Genomic DNA, 18,403 nt, shown 5'->3' on the forward strand with positions numbered 1-18,403 from the left:
CGTGGTGGTGGTCTTGTCCCCGGTGTGGGTGAGGTCGTCGATGCCCGCCGAAGCAGACGTCATGACGGCCTCGGTGCGCAGCGGGTTGATCTCCGAGACGGCGCCGACGAACGTGGTCTTGCCGACGCCGAAGCCCCCCGCCACCACGATCTTCGCGGAGGTGGTCGCCCGACCTCCGTCAGAGCTTGCGAAGTCCACTGAGCACCCTTTCGAGCAGTGTCACGTCCGGCGCGCCGCCGTTGTTCTCGTCGCCGCCCGGCTGGTGGATGGCGACGAGTCCGGCCTCCGCGAGGTCCGCGACGAGGATCCGTGCCACACCGAGCGGCATGGACAGCAGTGCCGACACCTCTGCCACCGACTTCACCTCGCGGCACAGGTGGCAGATCCGCTGATGCTCCGGCAACAGCCCCATCAGCTGTGCCGGGTCGGCCGTGGTGCTGATCAGCGCCTCTATCGCGAGCTGATAGCGCGGCCGGGTCCGGCCGCCCGTCATCGCATACGGACGGACCAGCGGCTGGTCGCCCTCGTCCCCGTACGGCTCGGCGTACGGATCGTGAGAGGCGGTGGGCGGGGTCATGAATCCTCCGGGCGGGACAGCAAGTCGGTCAGTCGTGCCGTCTGACGGGGCCGGTGGGGGGATTGTGGCGGCCGGACGGTGATTTGGTGAGACAGGTGGTGCCGGGGCCGATCAGTGGAGCAGACTGCCCTGGAGTTCGGCGCGCAGGTCGGGCGTGAGTACCGCCCCTGCACGGTCGACCAGAAGGGCCATTTCGTAGCCGACAAGGCCGATGTCGCACTCGGGGTGGGAGAGGACGGCGAGCGAGGAGCCGTCGGAGATGGACATGAGGAAGAGGAATCCCCGTTCCATCTCGACGACCGTCTGCGCCACCCTGCCGCCTTCGAAGATCCGGGAGGCACCCGCGGTCAGCGAGGTGAGCCCGGAGGCGACGGCTGCGAGTTGATCCGCGCGGTCGCGCGGGAAACCTTCCGACAGCGCCAGAAGAAGTCCGTCGGCGGACACGACGACGGTGTGGGACACCCCGGGGGTGTTGTCCACGAAGTTGGTGATCAACCAGTTCAGGTTCTGTGCCGCCTGGCTCATCGGGCTCAACTAACGCTCCTGCTGGTGAGTGGGGCTGGGGTAGCTGCCGGTCGGGCCGGTACCGGCCTGGCGACCCTGGGCGATGCCCCGTCGGAGATTGGTCAGTCGGCCGCGTACGTCATCGGGCGCACGCGAGACCTGCGGACCGGTGTGGTGCTGTTGCTGCTGAGCCGTGCCCGGCACGAGGTTCGCGCGCGGGACCCGGCGCGGCAGGCCGGAGGTGGTGACGCCGCCCGCGGCAGGCTGCCGCACGCGCTCGGCCTGACGGACGATCTCGTCGTTCGGCGAGGTGCGCCAGGCCGCGTTGGCGGCCGGACGCTCCGGACGCTGGGGCGCCGGGGCGGTGGGGGGCTGGTGCGGGGGCGGCGGCACGGCGCCGTTGCCCTGCGGCTGCCGGTCGCCACGGAACCAGTTGGTCTCGAGCGTGTCGAACAGCGGGGTGCGTCCGTCGCCGGGTCCCGCCGGCGGCAGGGCCTCGGGCTCCTGACGCCGCGGCGGCTGCTGCGGCGTCGGCCGGGAGGCACCGTAGCCCTCGCCACCCATCTGCGGCCGCTCGAACTGGCCGGTGGACGACGGGTCCTGGCGGTTTCCGTAGCCCGGGGCCGCGAACTGCCCCGTGCTCGAGGCGTCGTAACCCTGCGGAGCGAACTGACCGGTGGAGGCGGGGTCCTGCGGACGGCCCGGCGTCGGGAACTGGCCCGTGTCCTGACCGCGGCCGGGAGCCCGGTACTGGCCCGTCGGAGCGTTCTGTGCGGGGTACTGGCCGGTGGGAGGGTTCTGTGCGGGGTACTGGCCGGTGGGAGCGTTCTGCGTCGGGTACTGGCCCGTCGGAGGGTTCTGTGCGGGGTACTGGCCGGTGGGAGCGTTCTGCGCCGGGTACTGGCCCGTCGGACCGCCCTGCGCCGGGTACTGACCGGTGGGAGCGTTCTGCGCCGGGTACTGGCCCGTCGCACCGTTCTGTACGGGGTGCTGACCCGTCGTACTGCCCTGGCTGCCGAAGACGTCCGACCGGACGAACGGGCCGCTGTTGTTCGCCGTACCGGGGCGCGGGCCGTTGAAGTCGGGCCGCGGGAACTCGTTGGTGGAGGCGGGGCCCTGGCGGTCGTCGATGCGCGGCATCGGCGAGGTCGTGGACAGGGCGTCCGGCTCCTCGTGGCCACGCGGAGTGTCGAGCGAGGCACGTGGAACCGGCGGCTGCGCGTTCTCGTCGCTCCAGCTCGGGGTGCGCTGCGCGTTGCCACCGGGCAGCTCGGCCCGTGCACCGCCGCGGCCGGACAGCTGCGGACGGCGGCGTCCGCCGCGCTCCTTGGGCTGCTTCTGCTGAGGCTGCTGGGGTTGCTGCGGTGCGGCCGTCGGCGTGGTGTCGCCGAAGGCGACCGCCGGGTTCATGCCGGAACCGTCGTCACCGAAGCCGCCCTGGCGGGAGCCGGTGTCCTGGAAGGCCTGGGCGCCCTGCTGGCCACCCTGTCCGAAGGCTCCGGCACCGGTGCCCGCGGGGGCCGGCCGGCCCTGCTGCGGAGAGCCGGGACCCTGCGGACCGCCGGGACGCCCACCGGGGGCGCTGCCGGGCAGCGCGGGACGCGGGCCCTGACCGGCGCCCACCTGACCGCGCTGAGGCGCTGCGCCGATGCCCTGGCCACCGGCCTGACCGGTACCGAAGGACGAACCGCTCTGCTGGGCCTGACGACGGGCCGCGGCCACACCGGCGGCGGCCTGCGCGGCGGCGGGGCCACCGGTCTGCGGGGCGCCCTGGCCCGGCTTGCCGGAGGCCGGCTTCTTGCCGCCCTGGGCCACGTCGACCGGGAGCATGACCAGCGCGGTCGTACCACCGGAGTCGGACGGGCGCAGCTGGATACGGATGCCGTGCCGCTGCGACAGACGACCGACCACGAAGAGGCCCATGCGGCGGGAGACGGACACGTCCACCGTGGGCGGCGCGGCCAGCCGCTCGTTGATCTGGGCGAGGTCCTCCGGGGACAGACCGATGCCGGTGTCGTGTATCTCGATCAGCACGCGGCCGTCGGGCAGCGCGTGACCGGTGACCTTGACCTTGGTCTGCGGCGAGGAGAACGAGGTGGCGTTCTCGAGCAGCTCGGCGAGCAGGTGCACGAGGTCGTTGACCACGCGGCCGGCGACCTCGGTGGCCGGCACGGCGGCCAGCTCGATGCGCTCGTACTGCTCCACCTCGGACGCGGCGGCGCGGAGCACGTCGACCAGCGGGACCGGGCGGGTCCACCGGCGGCCGGGCTCTTCACCCGCGAGGACGAGGAGGTTCTCACCGTTACGGCGCATACGCGTCGCGAGGTGGTCGAGCTTGAACAGCGAGGACAGCTGGTCCGGGTCGGCCTCGCGGGACTCCAGCTCCGAGATCAGCGACAGCTGGCGCTGGATCAGACCCTGGGACCGGCGCGAGAGGTTGGTGAACATCGCGTTGACGTTGCCCCGCAGCAGGGCCTGCTCGGCGGCGAGGCGGACCGCCTCGCGGTGCACGTCGTCGAAGGCCGCGGCCACCTGGCCGATCTCGTCCCGGGAGTGCACACCGACCGACTGGACGGAGGTGTCGACGTCCTGCGGGTCGGACTCGGACAGCTGCTTGACCAGCTCGGGCAGGCGGTCCTGGGCGACCTTGGTGGCGGTCTCCTGCAGGCGGCGCAGCGAGCGGATCATGGAGCGGGCCACGACGAAGGCGCCGACCAGGGACACGCCGAGGACGAGCAGGATCAGGGCACCGGAGATGATCGCCTCGCGCTCGGAGGCGTCCTTCAGCTCGCGGGCCTTCTGCTCCATCTGCTCGAGGAGCGTGCCCTCGATGCTCTTCATCTGCTGGATCTTGGCCGAGTCGTCGTCGACCCAGTCCAGGTAACCCTGCTTGTCCTGCGTCTGCAGGCCGTTCGCGCTCTTCAGGACGCGGCTCGCGTACTGGTCGGCGTCCTCGATCGTCGGGCTGCCCTGGTCGATCGGCTTCGTCAGGTCCTCGGCGCCGTCACCGTAGATGCTGCGGAAGACGTCCAGCTCGGAGTCCTGGCTGTCCAGGGCCGAGAGCGCGTACTGGCGGTCGTTCTCGGAGAGATGGCCAAACGTCTTGTTGGTCGTCGGGAGGGCCGCCGCGATGACCGCGCGCTGCACGGACGCGTACTCCTTGGCGGTCGAGAAGGCCGCCAGGGCGCGGGTGCGCTGGATCATCTCCGGGTTGCTGGTCGCCTGGGCCATGTCCTGGGACAGGCTGAGCAGCTGGGTGATCAGCCGGTGGTAGGCCTCGACCGTCTGGGCGGAGTTCTCCGACTCCTTGTAGGCACCGGCGCGGATCGCGCTGAGGTTGTTGAGCTCGCTCGCGATACCGACGACGCTCTCGCGCACACCGGAGAGCCGGCCGTCGTCGGAGGCGTCACCGATCTCCTGGGTGCCCTCCAGGAAGGCGGTACGGGCCCGGTTCGTCTTGTCGCGGACACTCTTGACCGTGAAGTCGTCGGTCGAGGCCCCGTGGGCCAGCGGGCCGGCGGACCGGTCGCGCTCCTCCTGGAGCGCCTCGGCCAGCGTCGTCGCCGACTTGGTCATGTCCGTCAGCAGCTTCATGTTCTCGAGCTGCCGGATCTGGTCCACGTTGTCGCCGATGCGCAAGGCACCGAGCGATGTGGCGGCGACCACGGGGAGCGCGAGCAGCGACACCAGGCGCGTGGAGATGCGCCAGTTGCGCAGGGCTATGCGCGCACCGGGGTCGATCGGAGGAGTCGTCTTGGGTGGGGCAGGCGGTGTGGGAGCCGCGGTCGCGCCCGTGCGCCCAGGACGCTCGGGACCACCGCCGGACGGTGCCTGTCCCGGGTTCTGGGCGTGCTGGGGCGAGGAACCACGGTCGGTCCCGCCGTGCGGCTCCGGCTCCGCCGAAGCGCTGCCATCCCTCTTGAAACGTCCCTGCACTAGCGTCGCAACCTCTGGACCAGGCGCCCCTCCGCGCGAGCGGCGGGACGGTGTCGGCGTGTAGAGAGGCGTCCTGAATACGCCCCCCTGATGGTCGTGAGTGACCGGCGCAGGCTCCCCCTTCCCGCCGCTTCTCGGCGCTGCGTTGCGCCCCTGCGCGCCGGTGCGATCCCGCGGCGGTCCGTGGAATTCCAGCACAGTGCAGGATCTCCAACAAGGCCAATGGGTGAGCCCGTGACCATCGTGACGCGGTGTGAGTGCCGTGTCACGAGGCGTAGAAAGTTATCTTGTACATAACGGACTTAGGCGCACGATCCATTGGGTCGTGAGCGGTGTCCCAGTCGCCATGATCAGGGGCGGAATGCAAGGTTCAATGGAAGAATGTCCGTTTGGCCGGTGCTCAACGGCAGCCTGAATTGCCCTTTTTGATCGCCGGTCAGTGAGCAAACTCACACGGGGATCATGCCCCCTTCATGGCTTCCGGCGGGAATTGCATGTTTAGCCTGGCGCTTTACAGGGATGGCGAATCCGACAACCCGCGCCCGGGTGACGGCCCTTGAGGCCCGCCCGGCGCCCGCAACGACAAGGTCAACGACAACAGTGAAGACCACGATGATGTTCCGCACGATAGCCAACCCGCGGCGCACGACGCTGGCGCACCTCGCCGACGCCGAAGAGCTGCAGGCGCCGGCGACGCCGGAACGTTCGGTCGACCTTCCCAGCCACACCGCCAATCCCCGTCGCACGGTGCTCAACGAGATCCCGGTGCAGGCCTTCGCCGGGGAGTGACCCGCGGGCCCCGTGCCGGCCGGTCGACGTGGTGCGGCGGCAGGACCCGGTGACCGCCGGGACGGGGTGATCACGCGCGCCCCGGGCGTGCGGCCGCGTCCGGTCCAGGCGGCGCCCGCCGTAATGCGCGAGGTGCCGGCCCCCCGCCGCGTTAGCCTGGAGCGTCATACTCCAGCCAGCTCAGTGAGGGGCGCAGGGATCTCGTGCGCATCGCCAGATTCTCCATCGACGGGAATGTCGCCTTCGGCGCGGTCGAGGGCGACAAGCCGGACGAGCTCGTTCTCGACATCATCAAGGGCATCCCGTTCGCGGACTTCGAGCTCTCCGGTACGAAGGTGCCGCTGAGCAAGGTCAGGCTGTTGCCCCCGGTGCTCCCGAACAAGGTCGTCGCCTTCGGCCGCAACTACGCGGAGCACGCCAGGGAACTGGGCAACGAGGTGCCGGAGGCCCCGTTCGCCTTCTTCAAGCCGTCCACCTCGGTGATCGGTCCCGGCGACGAGATCGCCTATCCCTCCTTCACCCAGGAGCTGCACTACGAGGCGGAGCTGGCCGTGGTGATCGGCCGCCTGTGCCGCGAGGTCCCGCGTGAGCGCGTCAAGGACGTGATCCTCGGCTACACCTGTGCCAACGACGTGACCGCGCGCGATGTCCAGCGGCGTGAGAAGCAGTGGGCCCGGGCCAAGGGCTTCGACACGGCCTGTCCGCTCGGCCCCTGGGTGGAGACCGATCTCGACCCGGGCGATCTCACCATCCAGCTCACGGTCAACGGCCAGCAGCGCCAGCTCGGCCGGACGAGCGAGATGATCCACCCGATCGAGGATCTGATCGTGAACATCTCCGAGGCCATGACGCTGCTCCCCGGCGACGTGATCCTCACGGGCACCCCCGCGGGGGTCGGCCCCCTCAACGTCGGCGACGAGGTCGCCGTCTCCATCGAAGGCATCGGCACTCTCACCAACAAGGTGATCAAGCGTGGCTAACGGCTCCGTCCGCGTACGTTTCTGTCCGTCCCCGACCGGCAACCCCCATGTGGGTCTGGTCCGCACCGCCCTGTTCAACTGGGCGTACGCCCGTCACACCGGCGGCACGTTCGTCTTCCGCATCGAGGACACGGATGTGGCCCGCGACTCGGAGGAGTCCTACGTCCAGCTTCTGGACTCGCTGCGCTGGCTGGGCTTCGACTGGGACGAGGGTCCGGAGATCGGGGGCCCGCACGCGCCCTACCGCCAGTCGCAGCGGATGGACATCTACAAGGACGTCGCACGAAAGCTCCTGGACGGCGGGTACGCCTACCACTGCTACTGCACGACGGAGGAACTGGACGCCCGCCGCGACGCGGCCCGCGCCGCCGGCCGCCCGTCGGGCTACGACGGGCACTGCCGTGAGCTGAGCGCCGAGCAGGTGGCCGCGTACGAGGCCGAGGGGCGTACGCCGATCGTGCGCTTCCGGATGCCCGACGAGACGATCACCTTCACGGACCTGGTCCGCGGCGAGCTGACCTTCACCCCGGAGAACGTGCCGGACTACGGGATCGTGCGGGCGAACGGCGCGCCCCTGTACACCCTCGTCAACCCGGTCGACGACGCGCTGATGGAGATCACCCACGTCCTGCGCGGCGAGGACCTGCTCTCCTCCACCCCCCGCCAGATCGCGCTCTACAAGGCGCTGATCGAACTCGGCGTCGCGAAGGGCGTGCCCGCGTTCGGGCACCTGCCGTACGTGATGGGCGAGGGCAACAAGAAGCTGTCCAAGCGCGACCCGGAGTCGTCGCTGAACCTCTACCGCGAGCGCGGCTTCCTGCCCGAGGGATTGCTCAACTACCTGTCCCTGCTGGGCTGGTCGCTCGCGGCGGACCGCGACATCTTCGCCGTCGACGAGATGGTCGCCGCCTTCGACGTGGCCGACGTGAACCCCAACCCGGCGCGGTTCGACCTGAAGAAGGCCGAGTCGATCAACGCGGACCACATCCGCCTGCTCGAGGTGAAGGACTTCGCGGAGCGCTGCCGGCCCTGGCTGAAGGCCCCGTTCGCACCGTGGGCGCCGGAGGACTTCGACGAGGCGAAGTGGCAGGCGGTGGCGCCGCACGCGCAGACTCGCCTCAAGGTCCTCTCGGAGATCACCGAGAACGTCGACTTCCTGTTCCTGCCGGAGCCGGTGTCCGACGAGGCGTCCTGGACCAAGGCCATGAAGGAGGGCAGCGACGCCCTTCTCCGCACGGCCCGGGAGAACCTGGAGGGCGCCGACTGGACCTCCGCGGAGGCGCTGAAGGAGGCCGTCCTGGCCGCCGGCGAGGCCCACGGCCTCAAGCTCGGCAAGGCGCAGGCCCCGGTCCGCGTCGCCGTCACCGGACGCACGGTCGGCCTGCCGCTCTTCGAGTCCCTGGAGGTCCTGGGCAAGGAGAGGACGCTGCGGCGGATCGACGCGGCGCTCGCGAAGCTCTCGGCCTGACCCGTTCGCGCACGAGGGGCGGCACCCGGCGGGGTGCCGCCCCTCGTGCGTTCCCCGGCGCCGTGAACCGCCGACGGGGCGAACGAACGGACACGGTCACCCGTCCGGAGCTACCGTCGGACCATGAGCATCAGCGCCGTGGTCTGGGACGTCGACGACACCCTTTTCGACTACACCACCGCGGATCGGGCCGGCATGCGCGGGCACCTCGCCGCCGAGGGGCTGCTCGGCGGCTGGGACACCGTCGAGCAGGCACTCGTGCGGTGGCGGGCGGTCACGGACGCCCAGTGGGCGCGGTTCTCGGCGGGGGAGACGTCCTTCGAGGGGCAGCGCAGGGACCGGGTACGGGTCTTCCTGGGCGAGGAGCTGACGGACCAGGCGGCGGACGCCTGGTTCCGCCGCTACCTGGACCACTACGAGGCGGCCTGGGCCCTCTTCCCTGACGTGCTGCCCGTCCTGGACGCGCTCGCCGTGAGCCACCGGCACGCGGTGCTGTCCAACTCCAGCGCGCACGTCCAGGAGTACAAGCTGCGCACCCTCGGTGTGCGCGACCGCTTCGAGACGGTTCTGTGCGCCGCGGAGCTGGGCGTCTCCAAACCGGACGCCCGGGCCTTCCGTGCGGCCTGCGACGCCCTGCGGCTCGCTCCGCACGACGTCGCGTACGTCGGCGACCATCCCGAGATCGACGGGCGCGGGGCCGCCGAGGCCGGATTGCTGTCCGTGTGGATCGACCGTGCAGGGGTGAGCACCGTCACGGACGGGCGCGCCCGGTCCGGCGCCGAAGGGTCCGCCGGCCTGCACCGGATCGCCTCCCTCGTCGAACTCCCCTCGGTCCTCGGCACGGATACCCGTTTTGGAGCGCCGTCCACCTTCGGGTAATGTTCTTCCTGCGCCGCCGGGGAGCGGGCCGAGAGGCCGGAACCGGAGGCGCAAGCTAGAACAAGATCCCCACAGGGGCTTGCGTTCCAGTGGCCTATGGTGTAATTGGCAGCACGACTGATTCTGGTTCAGTTAGTCTTGGTTCGAGTCCAGGTAGGCCAGCTCGCAGAGCTCATCTGCACCTGCGGATCAGATCCGCGAGCCCCCGTTGTGTAGCGGCCTAGCACGCTGCCCTCTCAAGGCAGTAGCGCCGGTTCGAATCCGGTCGGGGGTACAGATCCTTCCCGCGACGACAGTCGGGTCGCTCCCACTGATGTCGATGCAGGATCGCTAGGGCCCCCGTTGTGTAGCGGCCTAGCACGCCGCCCTCTCAAGGCGGTAGCGCCGGTTCGAATCCGGTCGGGGGTACGAACTGGTCTAAACCACAGTGGTCTATGGTGTAATTGGCAGCACGACTGATTCTGGTTCAGTTAGTCTTGGTTCGAGTCCAGGTAGACCAGCTCGGATCTGCGGAAACGCTAGATCCTCGCCCCCGTTGTGTAGCGGCCTAGCACGCCGCCCTCTCAAGGCGGTAGCGCCGGTTCGAATCCGGTCGGGGGTACACCGATCGCAGGGCCTCCACTTCGGTGGGGGCCCTGCGGCTTTTCCAGGATTGCGCTGCGGCGGGCCGCGGGGTGCGGGTCATTCCAGTCCGTAACGCCGCGCCGACTCCTCCTCCTGCGCGAGCCGGTGCAGTGCGCGCAGCACCGGCTCGAAGAGCACGGCCGCCGCGACCGCCGTCTCGACCTTGTCCCTCTCTGCGGCGTGCGTCTGCAGCAGGTCGAGGTCGCGCCGGGCCACCTGGTGCATCAACTCCGCGTACGGTTCCATGAGTTGGGCGTCACACGGATAACCGAGCCGGATCAGGGCGGCCACCGCCGCCAACAGTGACCGGTGCACGGGGGACAGGGGCGCGAGTTCGTGCGCGGTCTCCCAGCCCAGCATGCGCAGCAGTGCGTCCACCTCGCGCCGGGCGGCCACCACCGAGGGGTCCTCCTCGTCCGGCTCCGGCCCCTGTGGCATCGCCCAGAGGGCCGCGCCCAGGCGGATGGTGCGGCCGAGCGACTCGTCGTCGACGTGCCGCAGAACCTCCCGGGCGGTGGCGACCGGCATCCGGCCCACCTGGATCATCGCCCGCACGAGCCGCAGCCGGCGCAGATGGCCCTCGTCGTACTCGGCGGTCGTCGCGTTCACCTGGCGGCCGGGCGCCAACAGCCCTTCCCGCAGGTAGTACTTGATCGTCGCGGTGGACACACCGCTTCGCTCGCTCAACTCCGCCAGCCGCATCCCTTGCGCCTTTCCTCGGGTCGCGCCACTATCCAAGCATGGCGGTGTCGGATAGCGCCGCTGGCCAATGGCTGCCGAGGGGGACGCCGTGTTCGGGAAGCCCAAGACCGTGAGCCGTACGACCGCAGCCGCCGAGGGGGACGTGGTCGTCCTGCTCATCGGCATGCGGATCAACCACTTCTGGGCGATGCACCACTGGCTGCCGGTGCTCATGGCGATGCCCCGCATGCTGCGCGAGCTCAAGAAGAGGCCGGGGCGCGGTCTGCTCGGCCATGTCCTGCTGACGGCGTCCCCGCGGACGTACTACGTCGTGCAGTACTGGGAGTCCAAGGAGAAGCTGTACGCCTACGCGTCGGCGTCCGACATGTTCCACCACAGGGCCTGGGCGACGTTCAACCGCAAGGAGAAGGCGGGGAAGCTGCGGCAGCACGTGGGGATCTGGCACGAGACCTATGTGGTGCCGGAGGGCGCCTACGAGTCGATCTACGGTGACATGCCGGCCTTCGGGCTCGCCGCCGCGCACGGCGTCCTGCCCCTCGAGAAGCGGGGGCGCCGGGCCGGCGACCGGTTCGCGTTCCGTTCGGCGAAGGCCGGCCAGGGGGCGCAGCCGCCTTCGGTATGAAGCTCAGGGGTGCCGTTTCCCGGGAGAGGGCCCGCCGCGGCGTTGAGGCCGGCCCCGCCCCGCTGACGCGCTCGCTGCTCAGCCCGAGCGGCGCAGTGCCTCGGAGAGCCGGGCGGCTGAGTCGATGACGGCCTGTGCATGCATCCGGCCCGGGTGGCGGGTCAGGCGCTCGATGGGGCCGGAGACGGAGACCGCGGCGACCACGCGGTTGGAGGGGCCGCGTACGGGTGCGGAGACGGACGCGACGCCCGGCTCGCGCTCCCCGATGGACTGGGCCCAGCCGCGGCGCCGCACGCCGGACAGGGCCGTCGCCGTGAAGCGCGCGCCCTGCAGGCCGCGGTGCAGCCGCTCGGGCTCCTCCCAGGCCAGCAGGATCTGAGCCGAGGAGCCCGCTTTCATCGTGAGCGTGGAGCCGACCGGGACCGTGTCGCGAAGACCCGAGAGGCGCTCCGCGGCGGCGACGCAGATGCGCATGTCCCCCTGGCGGCGATAGAGCTGTGCGCTCTCGCCCGTGACATCACGGAGGTGGGTCAGTACGGGGCCAGCCGTCGCCAGCAGGCGGTCCTCGCCCGCCGCCGCCGCCAGCTCGGACAGCCGGGGTCCGAGGATGAAACGGCCCTGCATGTCGCGGGCCACCATACGGTGGTGTTCCAGCGCCACGGCCAGGCGGTGGGCCGTGGGTCGTGCCAGTCCGGTGGCGCCGACCAGGCCCGCGAGGGTGGCCGGACCGGACTCCAGAGCGCTCAGGACGAGGGCCGCCTTGTCCAGAACGCCGACGCCGCTACTGTTGTCCATGCAACGATACTCACGTCTCACTCTGTGAAACGCAAGTTCAATTTCCCGAGGAACCCGCCACCCTGGAAGTCACGGCGGCCCGCGTACCAACGGGCCCGGCGGCACACGCCCGGGATCCGGGGGTACGGGCGCTGCCACCTCAAGATCTCTAGTTGGGTCGGCGCACGCTTCGCCGACCGGAGGGAAAGCGATGGGTAGGACACTCGCGGAGAAGGTCTGGGACGACCACGTCGTCCGGCGCGCCGAGGGCGAGCCCGACCTCCTCTACATCGATCTGCACCTGCTGCACGAGGTGACCAGCCCGCAGGCCTTCGACGGTCTGCGCAAGAGCGGACGCCGGGTGCGCAGGCTCGACCTCACCATCGCGACCGAGGACCACAACACCCCCACCCTCGACATCGACAAGCCCATCGCGGACCCGGTCTCCCGCGCCCAGCTGGAGACGCTGCGCAAGAACTGCGCCGAGTTCGGTGTGCGCCTGCACCCGCTGGGGGACGTCGAGCAGGGCGTCGTGCACGTCGTCGGCCCGCAGCTGGGCCTGACCCAGCCCGGCACGACGGTCGTCTGCGGTGACTCGCACACCTCGACGCACGGCGCGTTCGGCGCGCTGGCGTTCGGTATCGGCACCTCCCAGGTCGAGCACGTCCTCGCGACCCAGACGCTGCCCCTGGCCCGCCCGAAGACCATGGCCATCACGGTCGACGGCGAGCTGCCCGAGGGCGTGACGGCCAAGGACCTGATCCTGGCCATCATCGCCAGGATCGGCACCGGCGGCGGCCAGGGCTACATCCTGGAGTACCGCGGCCCGGCCATCGAGAAGCTCTCGATGGAGGCCCGGATGACCATCTGCAACATGTCGATCGAGGCCGGTGCGCGGGCGGGCATGATCGCCCCGGACGAGACCACCTTCGCCTACCTCAAGGGCCGTCCGCACGCTCCCGAGGGTGCGGAGTGGGACGCCGCGGTGGAGTACTGGAAGACGCTGCGGACCGACGACGACGCGGAATTCGACGCCGAGGTGCGCATCGACGCCGCCGCGCTCTCGCCGTTCGTCACCTGGGGCACCAACCCGGGCCAGGGTGCACCGCTTTCGACGTCCGTCCCCGATCCCGCTTCGTACGAGGACGCCTCGGAGCGCCTGGCCGCGGAAAAGGCCCTGGAGTACATGGGGTTGGACGCCGGGCAGCCGCTGCGTTCCATCAAGGTGGACACGGTCTTCGTAGGCTCCTGCACCAACGGGCGCATCGAGGATCTGCGTGCCGCCGCCGCGATCATCGAGAACCGCAAAGTCGCCGACGGTGTACGGATGCTGGTCGTCCCGGGCTCCGCGCGCGTGGGTCTGCAGGCCGTCTCCGAGGGCCTGGACGTGATCTTCAAGGAGGCCGGCGCGGAGTGGCGGCACGCGGGCTGTTCCATGTGTCTCGGCATGAACCCGGACCAGCTGGCCCCGGGCGAGCGCTCCGCCTCCACCTCCAACCGCAACTTCGAGGGCCGGCAGGGCAAGGGCGGGCGCACGCACCTGGTCTCGCCGCAGGTCGCCGCAGCGACGGCGGTCCTGGGGCACCTGGCGTCCCCCGCCGACCTGTCCGACGCCGACACTCGTACGCCCGCTGGAGTCTGAGAAGTCATGGAAGCATTCACCACGCACACCGGCCGGGCCGTCCCGCTGCGCCGCAGCAACGTCGACACCGACCAGATCATCCCCGCCCACTGGCTCAAGAAGGTGACCCGGGACGGGTTCGAGGACGGGCTTTTCGAGGCCTGGCGCAAGGACTCCGAGTTCGTGCTCAACCGCCCCGAGCGGCAGGGTGCCACGGTCCTGGTCGCGGGCCCGGACTTCGGCACCGGCTCCTCCCGCGAGCACGCCGTCTGGGCGCTGCAGAACTACGGCTTCAAGGCGGTCGTCTCCTCCCGGTTCGCCGATATCTTCCGCGGCAACTCCCTCAAGAACGGCCTGCTCACGGTGGTCCTGGAGCAGAAGATCGTGGACGCCCTGTGGGAGCTCACCGAGAAGGACCCGACGGCCGAGATCACCGTGGACCTCGAGGCGCGTGAGGTACGCGCCGAGGGCATCACCGCCGCCTTCGAGCTGGACGAGAACTCGCGCTGGCGGCTGCTGAACGGCCTCGACGACATCTCCATCACCCTCCGGAACGAGTCCGACATCGCCGCGTACGAGGCGGAGCGCCCCTCGTACAAGCCGCGGACCCTCCAGGGCTGACGCCCGCGCCCGCAAGGGCTGGTTTCGGCCATCGCAACACCGCCTGTACCCCCAATCGTGGACGGTTGGGGGTACAGCCGTTTCCGCTGCCGAAAGCGTCCGGCGCGCCGCCTCGCACACTGCCAACTCTGCTGGTTACAAAGGTTGTTGCCGCGATCCGTGGACGGAGCCGCCATGACGTTCCGGGGCCCGCGGAAGGCCCGGGGGAGACGGCAGTTGCCCCCAGCGGGGGCGACAACTCGCCCCAGATGGCACAATCTGTGCATGGACAACGACGGCCAACTCGAGCTCTATACGGCGGTCGCGGCCCAACTCAAGGAAGCGCACGCAAGGGTGCGCACACTGCAAGTCCCGGAGGGCGTACGGATGGCGCTGACCCGGAAGCTGCTGGTCATTACGGCCGCGGCCAAGCACGATCCCGCCGAAGCGACCCGGCGTCTCGAGCGGTTCATGACCGACCTCGACGAGGACCGAATCCCCGAAGAGGAACTCTGAGGCAGCCGAATCGGTGCGGCACAAGGGTGATAAGCCCGTTTCGTGTTTGATTTGCGGTATATATCTGCCTAACGTGCGAAAAAGCTTGAACACTTTCGTTCTGGCGATGTCTCCGAAGGGGAAGACGTGAACAAGGCGCAGCTCGTAGAAGCGATTGCCGACAAGATGGGCGGCCGCCAGCAGGCTGCCGATGCTGTCGACGCGGTCCTGGACGCCATCGTCCGCGCGGTCGTCGGAGGCGACCGGGTCTCGGTCACCGGTTTCGGTTCGTTCGAGAAGGTCGAGCGTCCGGCCCGTTACGCCCGCAACCCCCAGACGGGCGAGCGGGTTCGGGTCAGGAAGACCTCCGTGCCGCGCTTCCGCGCGGGACAGGGCTTCAAGGACCTGGTCAGCGGGACGAAGAAGCTCCCGCGCGGTGGCGAGGTCGCGGTCAAGAAGGCGCCCAAGGGCAGCCTGCAGGTCGGCGCCGCGGCCACGGTCAAGAAGGCTGCGGCGAAGAAGGTCACGGCCAAGAAGGCGGCCCCCGCGAAGAAGGCCACGGCCAAGAAGGCGGCCCCCGCGAAGAAGGTCACCGCGAAGAAGGCCACGGCCAAGAAGACCACGGCGAAGAAGACCACCGCGGCGGCCAAGAAGACCACCGCGAAGAAGACCACCGCCAAGAAGGCGGCGGCCAAGAAGGCCCCGGCGAAGAAGGCCCCGGCCAAGAAGTCGACGGGCCGCAAGACCACCGCCAAGAAGGCCACCGCCCGCAGCTGACCGGGACGGACGGGCTACACGCGCCGGGCCGGGCTCCCCCTGGGAGCCCGGCCCGCGGTGTGTCCGGGGGTCAGAACGTCTGCAGGGTCACCAGCGTGATGCGCCGGTCCTCGCCCTCGCCCTCCGTCTCGATCCGCACCCGCTGTCCCGGGCGCAGCAGCCTCAGTCCGCCCGCGTCGAACGCCCGGGCGTCGAAGGGGACGGGGGTGCCGTCGTCGAGCAGCACCTGACCGGTGCGCGTCTCGGGGTCGTAGGTGTACGCGGTCGCCTGCATGACGGCAGCCTATCGACCGCTCCGGACACGTCGCCGGGCCGTGCGGACCCGGGGACGGCCCCGGCGGACCGGGGACCGCCCCGTCGTGTCAACCGCCGTGCCCGCCGGGGATGAGCAGCCGCGCCGCCACCGCCGCCGTGCGTGGTCCCACACCGAGCGCGAGCGCCGCGCGCAGATCCTCGCCGGTGTCCACGTCCTGGCGCACGGAGTCCACGTCGTCGAGCGCGAGTTCCACGGCGCCCGAGGCCAGATGACGCATTCGCGAATCCACGCCGAACGCGGGCAGCAATTCCAGGCCGGGGGCCGCGGCGAGCAGGGTCGTGCCGATTCCTGCGGCGTCGGGCAGAAAAGCGCGGGGGAATTCGGCGGCGGCGCCGAGTACCCGGGCCAATTCCGGGGCGCGCAGGGCGGGGAGATCGGCGTTCAGGGCCGCCACCGCGCCGCCGGGGCGTGATCGCCGCACGGCCGCCGCCGCGTGCGCGAGCGCGGTGTTCAGACCGCCCGCCGGCTCGTCCGTGACGATCCGGGCGCCGAGGGCCGCCAGCTCGCGTCCGGCGAGCGGATCGTCCGTGACGACCGCCACATCACGTACCGCGGCACAGGCGAGGGTCGAGGCCACCGTGTCCTGCGCGAAGGCCAGGGCGAGCCCCGGACGCACCGCGTCCGCCGCGGTGTCCGAGAGCCTGCTCTTGGCCCGCGCCAAGGCCTTCAGGGGTACGACGACAGTCCACTGCACGAGCGCTCCGTCCCTGTGTTGTCGCGCCCATTGTCACCTGGTCCGCCGACGGGGGACGACGGCCGTCCGGCGCCCGGCCCGTCGGCAACGGGTGCGAAGCACCATCCAAGGGCGGTGGTCGGTGACGGGCGGGCGTACGGTGTTCTCGACAGACGGGCGGCCGGGGGTGACACTTGTGCGGCCCACAACCCCAGTGTCAGGCCTTGTGCCGGCTCCTTAGAGGAAGGTGTCCGCGTGCCCCGCCGCAGAATCGGCTTCTGGTACCGCTTCGCAGCGGTCCTCTGCAAACCGCCGCTGGTGGTTCTGCTCAAGCGGGACTGGCGCGGAATGGAGAACATTCCGGCTGAAGGCGGATTTATCACCGCGGTGAACCACAATTCACACGTGGACCCCTTCGCCTACGCGCACTATCAGTACAACACCAAGCGTGTTCCCCGTTTCCTCGCGAAGAGCGGTCTTTTCAAGAAGGGTTTCGTCGGCGCCGTGATGCGCGGTACCGGCCAGATCCCCGTCTACCGGGAGAGCACGGACGCGCTCAGCGCCTTCCGTGCCGCGATCGACGCCGTGGAGAGCGGCGAGTGTGTCGCCTTCTACCCCGAGGGCACCCTCACCCGCGACCCGAACGGCTGGCCCATGACCGGCAAGACCGGTGCGGCCCGGGTCGCCCTGCAGACCAAGTGCCCGGTCATTCCGGTCGCCCAGTGGGGCGCCAACGCGCTGCTGCCGGCCTACGCCAAGAAGCCCAGCTTCTTCCCGCGCAAGACGCACCATGTGCTCGCCGGCCCGCCCGTCGACCTCACGCGCTTCTACGACAAGGACATGTCCCCCGAGCTGCTGAAGGAGGCGACGGAGGTCATCATGGCCGCCATCACCCGCCAGCTCGAGGAGCTCCGGGGCGAGAAGGCGCCCGAGAAGCCGTACGACCCCCGTGAGGTGCGCATCGAACAGCGCCGCCGGAGCGCCGCCGCGCAGGAGAAGGCCAGGGAGAAGGAGGGGCAGGGCCAGTGAGCAAGCCGGTCAAGGCGGCCGTGTTCGGAACCGGATCATGGGGGACGGCCTTCGGCATGGTGCTCGCCGACGCCGGGTGCGATGTCACCCTGTGGGCGCGCCGCGCCGAGCTCGTCGAGGCCGTCAACTCCACCCGTACGAACCCGGACTACCTGCCGGGCGTCGAGCTCCCCGAGAACCTGCGGGCCACCACGGACCCCGCCGAGGCGGCGCACGGGGCCGACTTCGCGATACTCGCGGTCCCGTCGCAGACCCTGCGCGGGAACCTCGCCGAATGGGCACCCCTGCTCGCGCCGCGCACGGTCCTCGTCTCGCTGATGAAGGGCGTCGAACTCGGTTCCGCCATGCGGATGAGCGAGGTCATCGAGGACGTCGCCAAGGTCGTCCCGGAACGCGTCGCGGTGGTCACCGGACCCAATCTGGCCCGGGAGATCGCCGCCCGTATGCCGGCCGCGGCCGTGGTCGCCTGCACCGACGAGGCCGTCGCGCAGCGGCTCCAGTCCGTCTGCCACACGCCGTACTTCCGGCCGTACACCAACACCGATGTGGTGGGGTGCGAACTCGGGGGTGCGGTCAAGAACGTCATCGGGCTGGCGGTCGGCATCGCGGACGGCATGGGCCTCGGTGACAACGCCAAGGGCTCGCTCATCACCCGCGGTCTCGCGGAGACCACACGGCTCGGCCTGGTGATGGGCGCCGACCCGCTGACCTTCTCGGGACTGGCCGGCCTGGGAGACCTGGTGGCCACCTGCTCCTCACCGCTGTCGCGCAACCACACCTTCGGCACCAACCTCGGCAAGGGCATGACGCTCGAGGAGACCATCGCGGTCACCAAGCAGACCGCCGAGGGCGTCAAGTCCTGTGAGTCCGTGCTCGATCTGGCCCGTCGGCACGGCGTCGACATGCCGATCACGGAGACGGTCGTCGGCATCGTCCACGAGGGCAAGCCGCCGGTGGTCGCGCTCAAGGAGCTGATGTCGCGCAGTGCGAAGCCGGAACGACGCTGAGCGACAGCGCCGGCCGGACGCTGCCTCAGG

Annotated in this window: 18 protein-coding genes, 5 tRNA genes and 1 pseudogene; 16 read left to right on the forward strand and 8 right to left on the reverse strand. The window is 70.3% G+C overall.

Annotated elements, in window-relative coordinates; translation table 11 throughout:
* From ADL25_RS33775 to ADL25_RS33790, 4 genes and pseudogenes are all read right to left on the reverse strand, one after another.
* Window positions 1-198: pseudogene (locus tag ADL25_RS33775) on the reverse strand (ATP/GTP-binding protein); the annotation flags it as partial.
* On the reverse strand, window positions 179-577 hold the full coding sequence (locus ADL25_RS33780; protein WP_059131717.1) for a DUF742 domain-containing protein: 399 nt from the start codon (window positions 575-577) through the stop codon (window positions 179-181). The pseudogene ADL25_RS33775 and the gene ADL25_RS33780, both read right to left, overlap by 20 nt.
* Window positions 578-688: 111 nt before the next feature.
* Window positions 689-1,102, reverse strand: a complete 414-nt coding sequence (locus ADL25_RS33785; protein WP_059131718.1) for a roadblock/LC7 domain-containing protein — start codon at window positions 1,100-1,102, stop codon at window positions 689-691.
* A gap of 9 nt (window positions 1,103-1,111) precedes the next feature.
* Window positions 1,112-5,017, reverse strand: a complete 3,906-nt coding sequence (locus ADL25_RS33790) for a nitrate- and nitrite sensing domain-containing protein (RefSeq protein WP_059131719.1) — start codon at window positions 5,015-5,017, stop codon at window positions 1,112-1,114.
* Between the two features lie 600 nt (window positions 5,018-5,617).
* Here ADL25_RS33790 and ADL25_RS33795 point away from each other — a divergent pair.
* The 9 genes from ADL25_RS33795 (at window position 5,618) to ADL25_RS33835 (ending at window position 9,734) form a co-directional block, all read left to right on the forward strand.
* Window positions 5,618-5,806 (forward strand): hypothetical protein, encoded by a 189-nt coding sequence (locus ADL25_RS33795; RefSeq protein ID WP_059131720.1) that lies wholly within the window; start codon window positions 5,618-5,620, stop codon window positions 5,804-5,806.
* A 203-nt stretch (window positions 5,807-6,009) separates the two neighbouring features.
* Window positions 6,010-6,786, forward strand: coding sequence for a fumarylacetoacetate hydrolase family protein (locus ADL25_RS33800; protein WP_059131721.1), 777 nt, complete (start codon window positions 6,010-6,012; stop codon window positions 6,784-6,786).
* Entirely contained in the window at window positions 6,779-8,254 is a 1,476-nt protein-coding gene (gltX, locus tag ADL25_RS33805) for a glutamate--tRNA ligase (RefSeq protein WP_079050742.1), read from the forward strand. The genes ADL25_RS33800 and gltX overlap by 8 nt, the downstream gene beginning before the upstream one ends.
* Window positions 8,255-8,377: 123 nt before the next feature.
* The gene (locus ADL25_RS33810; RefSeq protein WP_059131723.1) at window positions 8,378-9,133 is read left to right on the forward strand and encodes an HAD family hydrolase; all 756 of its coding nucleotides are present in this window, start codon (window positions 8,378-8,380) and stop codon (window positions 9,131-9,133) included.
* A 90-nt stretch (window positions 9,134-9,223) separates the two neighbouring features.
* A tRNA-Gln gene (locus tag ADL25_RS33815) sits at window positions 9,224-9,295 on the forward strand.
* A 39-nt stretch (window positions 9,296-9,334) separates the two neighbouring features.
* Window positions 9,335-9,407: transfer RNA gene (locus tag ADL25_RS33820), tRNA-Glu, on the forward strand.
* 61 nt (window positions 9,408-9,468) lie between these two features.
* Window positions 9,469-9,541, forward strand: a tRNA-Glu gene (locus ADL25_RS33825).
* A gap of 20 nt (window positions 9,542-9,561) precedes the next feature.
* A tRNA-Gln gene (locus tag ADL25_RS33830) sits at window positions 9,562-9,633 on the forward strand.
* Window positions 9,634-9,661: 28 nt separating this feature from the next.
* Window positions 9,662-9,734: transfer RNA gene (locus ADL25_RS33835), tRNA-Glu, on the forward strand.
* Between the two features lie 80 nt (window positions 9,735-9,814).
* Here ADL25_RS33835 and ADL25_RS33840 read toward each other — a convergent pair.
* A complete protein-coding gene (locus ADL25_RS33840; RefSeq protein ID WP_059131724.1) occupies window positions 9,815-10,459 on the reverse strand; it encodes a MerR family transcriptional regulator in 645 nt (214 codons plus the stop codon).
* 88 nt (window positions 10,460-10,547) lie between these two features.
* Between ADL25_RS33840 and ADL25_RS33845 the strand changes: the two genes are divergently transcribed.
* Window positions 10,548-11,081, forward strand: coding sequence for a DUF4188 domain-containing protein (locus ADL25_RS33845; RefSeq protein WP_059131753.1), 534 nt, complete (start codon window positions 10,548-10,550; stop codon window positions 11,079-11,081).
* A 78-nt stretch (window positions 11,082-11,159) separates the two neighbouring features.
* Here the strand turns inward: ADL25_RS33845 and ndgR are convergent, their stop codons facing one another.
* A complete protein-coding gene (gene ndgR / locus ADL25_RS33850) occupies window positions 11,160-11,876 on the reverse strand; it encodes an IclR family transcriptional regulator NdgR (protein WP_059131725.1) in 717 nt (238 codons plus the stop codon).
* A gap of 190 nt (window positions 11,877-12,066) precedes the next feature.
* Here ndgR and leuC point away from each other — a divergent pair, with 190 nt between their 5' ends.
* From leuC to ADL25_RS33870, 4 genes are all read left to right on the forward strand, one after another.
* Window positions 12,067-13,497 (forward strand): 3-isopropylmalate dehydratase large subunit, encoded by a 1,431-nt coding sequence (gene leuC / locus ADL25_RS33855; RefSeq protein WP_059131726.1) that lies wholly within the window; start codon window positions 12,067-12,069, stop codon window positions 13,495-13,497.
* Between the two features lie 6 nt (window positions 13,498-13,503).
* A complete protein-coding gene (gene leuD, locus ADL25_RS33860; RefSeq protein ID WP_059131727.1) occupies window positions 13,504-14,097 on the forward strand; it encodes a 3-isopropylmalate dehydratase small subunit in 594 nt (197 codons plus the stop codon).
* 264 nt (window positions 14,098-14,361) lie between these two features.
* A complete protein-coding gene (locus ADL25_RS33865; protein ID WP_059131728.1) occupies window positions 14,362-14,592 on the forward strand; it encodes a hypothetical protein in 231 nt (76 codons plus the stop codon).
* 126 nt (window positions 14,593-14,718) lie between these two features.
* Window positions 14,719-15,348: an HU family DNA-binding protein gene (locus tag ADL25_RS33870; protein ID WP_059131729.1), complete on the forward strand. Its 630-nt coding sequence runs from the start codon at window positions 14,719-14,721 to the stop codon at window positions 15,346-15,348.
* A 70-nt stretch (window positions 15,349-15,418) separates the two neighbouring features.
* Here the strand turns inward: ADL25_RS33870 and ADL25_RS33875 are convergent, their stop codons facing one another.
* Together ADL25_RS33875 and cofC are read right to left on the reverse strand one after the other, a co-directional pair.
* Window positions 15,419-15,622, reverse strand: coding sequence for a hypothetical protein (locus ADL25_RS33875; protein WP_059131730.1), 204 nt, complete (start codon window positions 15,620-15,622; stop codon window positions 15,419-15,421).
* 88 nt (window positions 15,623-15,710) lie between these two features.
* A complete protein-coding gene (gene cofC / locus ADL25_RS33880) occupies window positions 15,711-16,358 on the reverse strand; it encodes a 2-phospho-L-lactate guanylyltransferase (RefSeq protein ID WP_059131731.1) in 648 nt (215 codons plus the stop codon).
* 234 nt (window positions 16,359-16,592) lie between these two features.
* Between cofC and ADL25_RS33885 the strand changes: the two genes are divergently transcribed.
* Entirely contained in the window at window positions 16,593-17,366 is a 774-nt protein-coding gene (locus tag ADL25_RS33885) for a lysophospholipid acyltransferase family protein (protein ID WP_059131732.1), read from the forward strand.
* Window positions 17,363-18,373 carry an NAD(P)H-dependent glycerol-3-phosphate dehydrogenase gene (locus ADL25_RS33890; protein WP_059131733.1) on the forward strand — a complete coding sequence of 337 codons (1,011 nt, stop codon included), beginning with the start codon at window positions 17,363-17,365 and terminating at the stop codon, window positions 18,371-18,373. Before ADL25_RS33885 ends, ADL25_RS33890 begins: the two co-directional genes overlap by 4 nt.
* The last annotated feature ends 30 nt before the right edge of the window (window positions 18,374-18,403 follow it).

This window comes from Streptomyces sp. NRRL F-5122, from assembly GCF_001507435.1.
GTDB lineage: Bacteria > Actinomycetota > Actinomycetes > Streptomycetales > Streptomycetaceae > Streptomyces > Streptomyces lannensis.

What these genes read in the sequence shown, in the direction of transcription:
- leuD (WP_059131727.1), top strand. Translation starts at nt 13,504, where the DNA reads ATGGAAGCATTCACCACGCACACCGGCCGGGCCGTCCCGCTGCGCCGC.
- ADL25_RS33875 (WP_059131730.1), bottom strand. Translation starts at nt 15,622, where the DNA reads ATGCAGGCGACCGCGTACACCTACGACCCCGAGACGCGCACCGGTCAG.
- ADL25_RS33785 (WP_059131718.1), bottom strand. Translation starts at nt 1,102, where the DNA reads ATGAGCCAGGCGGCACAGAACCTGAACTGGTTGATCACCAACTTCGTG.
- ADL25_RS33780 (WP_059131717.1), bottom strand. Translation starts at nt 577, where the DNA reads ATGACCCCGCCCACCGCCTCTCACGATCCGTACGCCGAGCCGTACGGG.
- ndgR (WP_059131725.1), bottom strand. Translation starts at nt 11,876, where the DNA reads ATGGACAACAGTAGCGGCGTCGGCGTTCTGGACAAGGCGGCCCTCGTC.
- ADL25_RS33865 (WP_059131728.1), top strand. Translation starts at nt 14,362, where the DNA reads ATGGACAACGACGGCCAACTCGAGCTCTATACGGCGGTCGCGGCCCAA.
- ADL25_RS33810 (WP_059131723.1), top strand. Translation starts at nt 8,378, where the DNA reads ATGAGCATCAGCGCCGTGGTCTGGGACGTCGACGACACCCTTTTCGAC.
- ADL25_RS33840 (WP_059131724.1), bottom strand. Translation starts at nt 10,459, where the DNA reads ATGCGGCTGGCGGAGTTGAGCGAGCGAAGCGGTGTGTCCACCGCGACG.
- leuC (WP_059131726.1), top strand. Translation starts at nt 12,067, where the DNA reads ATGGGTAGGACACTCGCGGAGAAGGTCTGGGACGACCACGTCGTCCGG.